The organism is Mesorhizobium sp. M4A.F.Ca.ET.050.02.1.1 (assembly GCF_003997725.1).
GTDB lineage: Bacteria > Pseudomonadota > Alphaproteobacteria > Rhizobiales > Rhizobiaceae > Mesorhizobium.
This window is the reverse complement of record NZ_RZSG01000164.1, coordinates 1-9,766: the sequence shown is the minus strand read 5'-3', so window position 1 is coordinate 9,766 and position 9,766 is coordinate 1. Positions and strand designations below refer to the sequence as shown.

The following is a 9,766-nucleotide window of genomic DNA, read 5'->3' as shown; positions in this document are numbered from 1 at the left end:
CTACATACCCGACCGTATCTTCGAGGGGTACGGTCCCAATCCGGAAGCCATGCGCGACCTCATCTCGCGCGGCGCCAAGCTGATCGTCACGGTCGACTGCGGCACCAACAGCGCCACTTCGATCGACGCGGCCAAGCAGGCCGGCGCCGATGTCGTGGTGCTCGACCACCATCAGGTCGGCGGCCCGCTGCCGGTGGCGAATGCTGTGGTCAATCCCAACCGCGAGGACGATCTCTCGGGGCAGGGTCATCTTTGCGCCGCCGGCGTCGTCTTCCTCTGCCTGGTGCAGACGGCGAAGATCCTGCGAAGCCGGCTGTCGGAGGCCGCCCCGCCGGACCTGCTGTCGCTGCTCGACCTGGTGGCGCTGGCGACCGTCTGCGACGTGGTGCCGCTCACCGGCGTCAACCGCGCCTTCGTGGTCAAGGGGTTGCAGGTGGCGCGCCAGCAGAGAAGCGAGGGGTTGGCAGCCCTTTCCCGGGTGTCGCGCATCGGCGAGCCGATCAGCACCTTTCACCTCGCCTACCTGATCGGGCCGCGCATCAATGCCGGGGGGCGCATCGGCGATGCCGCGCTCGGCAGCCGCCTGCTTGCCACCGACGATCCGGTCGAGGCCGGCACGATCGCCGAGACGCTAGACCGGCTGAACCAGGAGCGCCAGCAGATGGAGCTGGAGATGCTGGCCGAGGCGCGCACCGAGGCCGATGCCGAGCTTGCCGGCGGCAATGGCCCGGCCATCGTCGTCACCGCCGGCCAGACCTGGCATCCGGGCATCGTCGGCCTGCTCGCCTCACGCCTCAAGGACCATGCGCGCCGGCCGGCCTTCGCCATCGCCTTCAACGCCAATGGGGTCGGCACCGGCTCGGGCCGCTCGGTGTCGGGATTCGATCTCGGCCGGCTGGTGCGCGAGGCGGCCGATGCCGGGCTGATCGTCAAGGGCGGCGGCCATGGCATGGCGGCCGGCATCACGGTGGAGCGGGCCGGGCTCGGCGCTCTCAGGGCCTTCTTCGAGGAGCGCGCGGCGGCCGACGTGTTCCGGCTGCAGGACGAGGAAAGCCTGGCGATCGATGGCGCGCTCGCCGCCGAGGGCGCGACGCTCTCCCTGCTCGATGCGCTGGAACAGGCCGGCCCGTTCGGCGCCGGCCATGTGGCGCCGGTGTTCGCGCTGCCGCGCCACCGGCTGACCGATGCGCGACCGGTCGGCACCAACCACATCCGCGCCGAGCTGCAGTCGCAAAGCGGTGGCCGCATCCAGGCGATCGCCTTTCGCGCCGTCGATACGGCACTCGGCGAATTCCTGTTCAGGAACCGGGGCAAGACGGTGCATGTCGCCGGGTCGCTGTCCGGCAATTACTGGAACGGCAACCGGACGGTGCAGTTCCGCATCACCGACGCGGCGCTTGCTTGAAAACCTGGCTGTAGCTTGAGATCAGGCCAGAACGGTCTGCAGGCGGGTCAGTTCGTTTATCTGCGCCATCGTCGCCTGGTAGCCGAGGCGGATCGCCTCGTCGGCGCGATGGAATTCGGTCAGGCCAATATGGCTGAGCTTGGGCTGCAGCGACATATCGGGCGGATCGCCGGCGAGCCTGGCGCGCGAGATCCGGTCCTGGATGATGTTGAAGGCTTCGACCATGACGCCGGTGATGCCGAGCCGCGTCTGGTGCGACTGGTGCACACTGTCGGCCCTGCCGGGTCCCGGCGCGTCCTTTTCAATGACCAGTTCACCGGCGCTGTGCTTGATGACGGCGGCGCGGCCGAACAGGTCATAGTGGAGGTTGACCGCCACGACGAGCGGCTGCTCGTAGGCGCGGCAAACCGAAACCGGCACCGGGTTGACCAGCGCGCCGTCGACCAGAATGCGGCCGTTGCAATTCACCGGCTCGAACACGCCGGGCAGCGCGTAGGAGGCGCGCATAGCCGTGATCAGCGAGCCCTTGGACAGCCAGATCTCGTGGCCGGTGCGGATTTCCGAGGTGACGGCGACGAAGGGCTTCGACAAATCCTCGAAGCGGATGCCGGCCAGATGCTCGCGCAGCCTTGCGTCGAGCTTCATGCCGCCGAACAGGCCGCTGCCGCGCAGGTTGAGATCGAGGAGGCCGAAGATGCGACGCTTGGTCAGGCTGCGGGCGAATTCCTCCAACTCGTCCATCTTGCCGGCCAGGTAGCAGCCGCCAACCAGCGCGCCGATCGAGGTGCCGGCGATCATCGACACTTCGATGCCGGCCTCGTCAAGCGCGCGCAGCACGCCTATATGGGCCCAGCCGCGCGCGCAGCCACCGCCGAGTGCCAGCGAAATACCCGTCTTCTTGCCAGGCTTCTGATCGGATGCGCCGCCGGACGAGGAGGGGCCATTGGCCTCTCGAACGTCTGGTCTGCCACGTAATGACGCCCATTCGAGCATCATAATCTCCCCTTATCCCACATCCTTTCTACAGCAAGGATGTTTGAGAATAGTGAATATTAGTGGTTTGTGAATATTGAATGGTTCACACCGGCTTCCGATACGTCTGTTCCGTATCGAACAGCGGCCTGCTGCCATCGTCGGCAAGCGTTGCCTTACCGTCGATCAGCCCCACCGTCCGATAAAAGCAGGAACGTCGACCGGTGTGACAAGTTGCGTCGTGGCCCAACACTTTCACGCGAAGCCATATCGAATCCTGGTCACAATCCGTGAGCATCTCTACGACGGTCTGGACATTGCCCGAGGTCTCGCCCTTCTTCCACAGCGCGTTACGCGAGCGCGACCAATAGTGGGCGATGCCGGTCTCCAGCGTCAGCGCCAGGGCCTCAGCATTCATGTGCGCCACCATCAGCAGCTTGCCGTCCTCGGCGTCGGTGACGACCGCGGTGACGAGGCCGGCCGCATCGAAGCGCGGGCAGAAGGCGGTGCCTTCCTCCAGTGCTTTCTTGTCCGAGGGAGCTTTCGGGAATTCCAGTGCCGACATCACCGGTCCTTGTCTTGGATGGCCGGCGAGGGCCGCTCAGGCCCCGCCGCCGCGCACCATGGTGACGAAGCGGACCTGCTCCTCGGGCGTGTCCTTGAAGACGCCGGTGAAGGTCGAGGTCAGCGTGGTGGAGCCCTGCTTGCGGATGCCGCGCATGGCCATGCACATATGCTCGGCCTCGATCATGACGGCGACGCCGCGCGGATTGAGCACGTCCTGGATGACGCCGGCGATCTGCGCCGTCATCGCTTCCTGGGTCTGCAGGCGATGGGCGAAGATGTCGACGACGCGGGCGATCTTGGAGAGGCCGACGACCTTGCCGTCGGGCAGATAGCCGACATGCGCCTTGCCGATGATCGGCACCATGTGGTGTTCGCAATGCGAGTGGAAGGTAATGTCCTTGACCAGCACGAGGTCGTCATAGCCGGCGACTTCCTCAAAGGTGCGGCCAAGTTCGTCGGCCGGGCACATGTCGTAGCCGTTGAACATTTCGCGAAACGCCTTGGTGACGCGCTTCGGCGTGTCGATCAGGCCCTCGCGGTCCGGATTGTCACCGGTCCAGCGCAACAGCGTGCGCACGGCCGCCTCGACTTCGGCTTCGCTCGGCCGGTCGGTGACGGGCTTTTCCATATAGGCGGAAGGGGGCATGAATTTCTTGATGACGGCATCCATAAAGGCGTCTCCCGTAGTTCCTCTCTCAGGAGGAACGAGTTGAACGGACCACGACCTTTCGGGTGTTAGAAACTCGCCCGGTTTCCAGCCCGTAAGCGGCGTGAACAAATTTGGGCACTGACGGCGGCGCTTGGTTGCCTTGTCGATGCCCGACTGCCAGCATTATATATGGTCGTGCCGAGCGAATGAAAGACGCATCAGCGGCAAACCCTGTTCGTTGGGCGGCGACAGATTGGAAAAAAATGATCGACGACGTCTACAATGCGAAAATCCTGGGCTTCGCCGGAAACATCGGGCGCGTCGGTCGGCTTGACCACCCCGACGCGACGGCGCGCGCGCATTCCAAACTGTGCGGTTCGACCGTCACCGTCGACCTGAAGATGGACGGCGACGTCGTCACCGATTTCGCGCATGACGTGAAGGCCTGCGCGCTCGGCCAGGCCTCGTCCTCGATCATGGCCCAGAATGTCGTCGGCGCGCACGCGGATGAGTTGCGCGCTGTGCGCGAAACCATGCTGAAGATGTTGAAGGAAAACGGCGCGCCGCCTGAAGGCCGTTTCGCCGACCTCAAATTCCTTGAGCCGGTGCGCGACTACAAGGCGCGCCATGCCTCGACCATGCTGACCTTCGATGCTGTGGTCGACGCCATCGGCCAGATCGAGAGGAAACGCGCCGGGCAGGCGGCTTAAGGATCGGGCTAGGCAGTTCTTCCGGTCACGGCGAACTCGCTTCTGATCCAGTCGGCGAACGCCTTGGCGGGTTCCGGCAGATCCCGCAAGCTCCTGGCCACCAGCCAATAGGCGCCGGAAGCAACATCGATGTCGAACGGCTTTATCAAAGTGCCTGACGCGAGTTCCTCGCCGATCTGCAAAAGATCGCCGAGCGCCACGCCGTGGCCGAGCAACGCTGCCTGCTTGGAAAGTGAGATGTCTGCCAGCATCGGACCCCGCGCGGGTACCGCGTCGGCGGGCACGCCGGCGGCCTGGAACCAGCGCGCCCAACCCTGGCGGTTCTCCTCGTGCAGCAGCGTGTAGTGGCGAAGGTCGATCGGCTTTTCCAGGGGAGGGCCCGATGCCAGCAGCCCTGGCGACAGCACCGGTGAATCGACAGTCGAGGCCAGGCGCTCGGCTTCGGTGCGCGGCCATGACGTGGCGTGCGCGCTGAAACGCAAGGCGAGTTCGGGCTGGTCGCTGCGGAACTCGATCGGCCGTACATCGACTTCCAGCGACACGTCGATGTCGGGCCGCAATTGGCGAAAGCGATTGAGCCGCGGGACCAGCCATACAGCGGCTAGCGATGGTTCAACGCTGACGCGGACCACCGATTGCGCCGGCGATGCCACCAGATCCGAAAGCACCCGGTCGATGTCGTCGAAGCTTCTGACCAATTGGTCGAGCAACCGTTGCCCCGCATCCGTCAGTTCGACCCGCCGATGCAGGCGGTGAAACAACGGCTGGCGCAGGAAAGTCTCGAGCTCGCGGATCTGCCGGCTGATCGCCGCCTGAGAGACATAAAGCTCCTCCGCTGCGCGGCTGAAGCTCAAATGTCGCCCGGCCGTCTCGAAGCTCCTGAGCGCTGTCAGTGGCAGCCGTCCTCGTTTCATTTCGCATAACCTCAGGTTATCCGAGGAGGAAATTATACTCGTTTGAGGAGGAAGGCCAGCGGTAGTCCAATCGATGCTCAAAGGAGCACTGCGATGAACCAGCTTCTGGACATTCTCAACGAGGTCATGCGGATCGCAACATTCCAGTGGCATGGCGCAGCCACGCCGAACCGCCACCATGATCGCAGCGATCTTCCCTCTCACCATGCCCAGTGGACCGACCGGCATCCTGTCCGCCGCTCGAGGTCGTGAGGCAAAGACCATTGCGTTCCCGGCGCGAAGCCCACATCTATCGCGCAGTGAAACAGGCTGCGGAGAGATGAGCGACTATCCTGGATATACGCACGGCGCCGGGCCGACCCGGCGCGGGCGCAACTGGCCGGGACCTTGGCGCAAGACGCCGGGCCGCGTCTTCGGCACGTCGCTCGTCCGTCTCTATCAATTGACGCTGTCCGGCTTCGTCGGCAATTCCTGCCGGCATTTGCCGACCTGCTCCGAATACGCGCATGAGGCGATCGCGCGCCACGGCCTGTGGGCCGGCGGCTGGATGGGGTTTTTCCGGGTGTTGCGCTGCGGCCCGTTCGGAACACACGGCATCGACCTCGTGCCCGAGACGCTCGCCAAGCGCTACGTATGGTTCATGCCGTGGCGCTATCGGCAGATCGGCAGGAAGCGCGGCAATCCCGAAGCCTGAGCGCCCGCCAAGGAGCGGCGGCCAAAGCTTCCTTAACGATTTGGTTAGGTTAACCGCATGTTGCTGTGAACTCGCGCATTTGAGACAAAATCGAGACAAGAGGCTTGGATAAATACGCTCCTGCCGCCCTTCAGGAGAGAAACGTCATGCGCCAGATAGACCGCCTTCCGTTCGTTTTTGCCATCGTTCTCTTCCTGCTGGCCTGGCTGCTCGGGTTCCCGATGCGCGCACAGTCGGCGCCGCTCGGCGATATCGAATGCACGCTGATCCAGGATGCGGCGAGCGGCGACACACTCTATCGCGACGGTGCCTGCGACCAACGCTTCAGCCCGGCCTCTACCTTCAAGCTGCCGCTGGCGCTGATCGGCTTTGACGCCGGCATCCTCGCCGACGAACACGCGCCGAACTGGGACTACAAGCCCGAGTTCAACGCGGTGAAGCGCGACCGGAAGACGGTCGATCCGACGATCTGGGAGAGAGACTCGGTCCTGTGGTATTCGCGCGAGATTACCCGCCGGCTCGGCGCTGAAAGATTTGCCGGCTATGTGTCGAAATTCGGCTACGGCAACGCTGATGTCACCGGCGATGCCGGCAAGAACGACGGCCTCACTCATTCCTGGGTGAACTCCTCGCTGGAGATATCGCCTGTCGAGCAAACCGCCTTCCTGCGCCGGCTGCTGGCCGGCAAGATGCCGGTTTCTGCCAAGGCGCATCAGATGGCGGAAGCGATCGTCCCGAGCTTCCAGGCAGGGAACTGGGCAGTGCAGGGCAAGACCGGCAGCACAAGGCTTGGCAATGGCGGCAAGGACATGCGCTCGCTCGGCTGGTTCGTCGGCTGGGCTGAAAAAGGCGAGCGCCGGATCATCTTTGCCCGGTTGGTCGTCGGCACCAACCGCACCGACATGCCCAAGGGCTTGAAGACGCGCGCGGCGTTCTTGAAAGAGCTGCCCGGCTTGATCAAATAGGCGGAACGAGCGCTTTACGGCGCTGAAATCTACCCATAAAAGACTGCCGCCGCCGGACGCATCCGGCTTCTTGCGCATGCTCCAAACCACTGCACTTTGGGCGACATGCATTTCACCACCCGCGCTCGTTTGCGGGACTGGATAGGAGAACTCTATGCTGAATTCCGTTTCCCTGACATTTCCCGACGGCTCCGTCCGCGACTACGACGCGGCGATGACCGGCGCCGGCCTTGCCGAATCGATCTCGAAGTCGCTGGCCAAAAAGGCGGTGGCCTATGCCATCGACGGCACCGTGCGCGACCTTTCCGATCCGCTCGGCAAGCCCGGCAAGGTCGAGATCATCACCCGCGAGGATCCGCGGGCGCTGGAACTGATCCGGCACGACGCCGCGCACGTGCTGGCGGAAGCCGTGCAGGAACTGTGGCCGGGAACGCAGGTGACCATCGGGCCGGTGATCGAGAACGGATTCTACTACGACTTCGCCCGCAACGAGCCGTTCACGCCGGACGATTTCCCGGTGATCGAGAAGAAGATGCGCGAGATCATCCAGCGCAACAAGCCGTTCAGCAAGGAAGTCTGGTCGCGCGAGAAGGCGAAGAAAGTGTTTGCCGACAAGGGCGAGCGCTACAAGCTGGAACTGATCGACGCCATTCCGGACGACCAGGACCTGAAGATCTACGCGCAGGGCGACTGGTTCGACCTCTGCCGCGGTCCGCACATGGCCTCGACCGGGCAGATCGGCAATGCCTTCAAGCTGATGAAGGTCGCCGGCGCCTATTGGCGTGGTGACTCGAACAACCCGATGCTGACGCGCATCTACGGCACCGCCTGGGCCGACCAGGCGCAGCTCGACGCCTACCAGACGATGCTGGAGGAGGCCGAGAAACGCGATCACCGCAAGCTCGGCCGCGAGATGGACCTGTTCCATTTCCAGGAAGAGGGACCCGGCGTCGTCTTCTGGCATGCCAAGGGCTGGAAGATGTTCCAGAACCTGGTCAACTACATGCGCCGACGCCTCGACGAGCAGGGCTATCAGGAGGTCAACGCACCGCAGGTTCTGGACAAGAGCCTGTGGGAGACATCGGGCCACTGGGGCTGGTATCGCGACGCCATGTTCAAGGTGACGGTGGCCGGCGACGACACCGACGACGACCGGGTGTTCGCACTGAAACCGATGAACTGCCCCGGCCACGTGCAGATCTTCAAGCATGGGTTGAAGTCTTACCGCGATCTGCCCGTCAAGCTTGCGGAATTCGGCAATGTGCATCGCTACGAACCTTCGGGCGCGCTGCACGGGCTGATGCGCGTGCGCGGCTTCACGCAGGACGATGCGCATATCTTCTGCACCGAGGAGCAGCTTGCGGCGGAGTGCCTGCGCATCAACGACCTGATCCTGTCGACCTATGCCGACTTCGGCTTCGACGAGATCAGCGTGAAGCTGTCGACGCGGCCGGACAAGCGCGTCGGCACGGACGAGGCCTGGGACCATGCCGAGGAGATCATGAGCGGCGTGCTGGAAACGATCCGCACACGGTCAGGCAACCGCATCAAGACCTCGATCAACCCGGGCGAGGGTGCGTTCTACGGCCCGAAATTCGAATATGTGCTGAAGGACGCCATCGGCCGCGAATGGCAGTGCGGCACCACGCAGGTCGACTTCAACCTGCCGGAGCGTTTCGGCGCCTTCTACATCGGATCGGATTCGGAAAAGAAGCAACCGGTGATGGTGCATCGCGCCATCTGCGGCTCGATGGAGCGGTTCCTCGGCATCCTGATCGAGAACTATTCCGGCCATTTCCCGCTGTGGTTCGCGCCGCTGCAGGTGGTGGTCGCCACGATCACATCCGATGCCGACGACTATGCGAATGAGGTGGTGGCCAAACTCAAGGCCGCCGGGCTTCTGGCGGAAGCGGATCTGCGCAACGAGAAGATCAACTACAAGGTCCGCGAGCATTCGCTGGCCAAGGTCCCCGTCATTCTCGTGTGCGGCAAGCGCGAAGCTGAGGAGCAGACGGTCAACGTCCGCCGGTTGGGGTCGCGCGACCAGGAATCGCTCGGCCTGGCCGAGGCGATCGCACAATTGAGCGAGGAAGCGATAACGCCGGATCGCAGGCGCAAACGCGCTGCCTGAATCCGCACATTCCCGATGGCTTGGCGGTGGAGCGATCCACCGCCATTTTCACATGGCTGTCACGCCAAAGCTGTAACGAGCCGCGATGCTCAAGCTGAAACTGCGGGAAAGACCGTTTCCCGAGCTTTCCTACGCCAACCCGCATCAGCCGGCGCTGACGCGCTGGTTCATCCATTCCGTCGAGGGCCTGTCCGGCCGCGACCGTTTTGCCGCGCTCTATGATTTCTGGCGGCGCCAGGTGGCGCCGAGCGGCGAGCGCGTGTTCAGCCGCATGCTGGAGCTCATTGACGTCAAGGTCCGGAACGCCGCTCCATGGCCGCCGGCGATGCTGCCCGACACGCCGCTGGTGATCGTCGCCAACCATCCGTTCGGCATCGGCGACGGTATCGCCGTGCTTTCGCTGGCCGAGCAGCTCGGACGGCCGTTCCGCGTCATGATCCACAAGGACCTGCTCAAGATCCGCGAGATGGAACCCTACTCGCTGCCGATCGACTTCTCCGAAACCAAGGAAGCGGTGAAGAACAACATGGCGGTGCGCCATGAGGCGGTGCGGCTGTTGAAGGAAGGTGTCACGATCATCGTCTTCCCGGCCGGCGGCGTCGCCACCGCGCCGAAAGGATTTGGCCTGGCGCGCGACCTGCCTTGGAAGATATTTCCGGCCCGGCTGATCCAGGACGCCAGGGCTTCCGTCATCCCGATGCATTTTTCCGGCCAGAACGGACGGCTGTTCCATCTGGTCAGCGGTCCAATGAACATGGC

Annotated in this window: 11 protein-coding genes; 7 read left to right on the top strand and 4 right to left on the bottom strand. The window is 63.9% G+C overall.

The window, feature by feature from the left end; translation table 11 throughout:
• A partial coding sequence (gene recJ / locus EOA33_RS13665) for a single-stranded-DNA-specific exonuclease RecJ (protein WP_127405847.1) occupies nucleotides 1-1,405 on the top strand: 1,405 nt, incomplete at its 5' end.
• A 21-nt stretch (nucleotides 1,406-1,426) separates the two neighbouring features.
• Here the strand turns inward: recJ and EOA33_RS13660 are convergent.
• The 3 genes from EOA33_RS13660 to folE form a co-directional block, all read right to left on the bottom strand.
• Nucleotides 1,427-2,398, bottom strand: a complete 972-nt coding sequence (locus EOA33_RS13660; RefSeq protein ID WP_126054251.1) for a patatin family protein — start codon at nucleotides 2,396-2,398, stop codon at nucleotides 1,427-1,429.
• Nucleotides 2,399-2,483: 85 nt separating this feature from the next.
• Nucleotides 2,484-2,942 carry a phosphoribosyl-AMP cyclohydrolase gene (gene hisI, locus EOA33_RS13655; RefSeq protein ID WP_126054252.1) on the bottom strand — a complete coding sequence of 153 codons (459 nt, stop codon included), beginning with the start codon at nucleotides 2,940-2,942 and terminating at the stop codon, nucleotides 2,484-2,486.
• A gap of 36 nt (nucleotides 2,943-2,978) precedes the next feature.
• Entirely contained in the window at nucleotides 2,979-3,614 is a 636-nt protein-coding gene (gene folE / locus EOA33_RS13650) for a GTP cyclohydrolase I FolE (RefSeq protein ID WP_126054253.1), read from the bottom strand.
• A 242-nt stretch (nucleotides 3,615-3,856) separates the two neighbouring features.
• Here folE and EOA33_RS13645 point away from each other — a divergent pair, with 242 nt between their 5' ends.
• Nucleotides 3,857-4,303 carry an iron-sulfur cluster assembly scaffold protein gene (locus EOA33_RS13645; RefSeq protein WP_126054254.1) on the top strand — a complete coding sequence of 149 codons (447 nt, stop codon included), beginning with the start codon at nucleotides 3,857-3,859 and terminating at the stop codon, nucleotides 4,301-4,303.
• Nucleotides 4,304-4,311: 8 nt separating this feature from the next.
• Here EOA33_RS13645 and EOA33_RS13640 read toward each other — a convergent pair whose 3' ends face one another.
• Complete coding sequence (locus EOA33_RS13640) at nucleotides 4,312-5,217, bottom strand: LysR substrate-binding domain-containing protein (RefSeq protein WP_126054255.1); 906 nt, start codon at nucleotides 5,215-5,217, stop codon at nucleotides 4,312-4,314.
• A 93-nt stretch (nucleotides 5,218-5,310) separates the two neighbouring features.
• Here EOA33_RS13640 and EOA33_RS39015 point away from each other — a divergent pair, with 93 nt between their 5' ends.
• The 5 genes from EOA33_RS39015 to EOA33_RS13620 all read left to right on the top strand — a co-directional run.
• Complete coding sequence (locus EOA33_RS39015; protein WP_189347861.1) at nucleotides 5,311-5,469, top strand: hypothetical protein; 159 nt, start codon at nucleotides 5,311-5,313, stop codon at nucleotides 5,467-5,469.
• A gap of 67 nt (nucleotides 5,470-5,536) precedes the next feature.
• Nucleotides 5,537-5,911, top strand: coding sequence for a membrane protein insertion efficiency factor YidD (gene yidD / locus EOA33_RS13635; protein ID WP_126054256.1), 375 nt, complete (start codon nucleotides 5,537-5,539; stop codon nucleotides 5,909-5,911).
• A 146-nt stretch (nucleotides 5,912-6,057) separates the two neighbouring features.
• Nucleotides 6,058-6,876, top strand: a complete 819-nt coding sequence (gene blaOXA / locus EOA33_RS13630; protein ID WP_127405846.1) for a class D beta-lactamase — start codon at nucleotides 6,058-6,060, stop codon at nucleotides 6,874-6,876.
• A gap of 154 nt (nucleotides 6,877-7,030) precedes the next feature.
• On the top strand, nucleotides 7,031-9,007 hold the full coding sequence (thrS, locus tag EOA33_RS13625) for a threonine--tRNA ligase (RefSeq protein WP_126054258.1): 1,977 nt from the start codon (nucleotides 7,031-7,033) through the stop codon (nucleotides 9,005-9,007).
• Between the two features lie 85 nt (nucleotides 9,008-9,092).
• Nucleotides 9,093-9,766, top strand: a 674-nt coding sequence (locus EOA33_RS13620; protein WP_127405845.1) for a 1-acyl-sn-glycerol-3-phosphate acyltransferase, incomplete at its 3' end; no start/stop codon positions are given.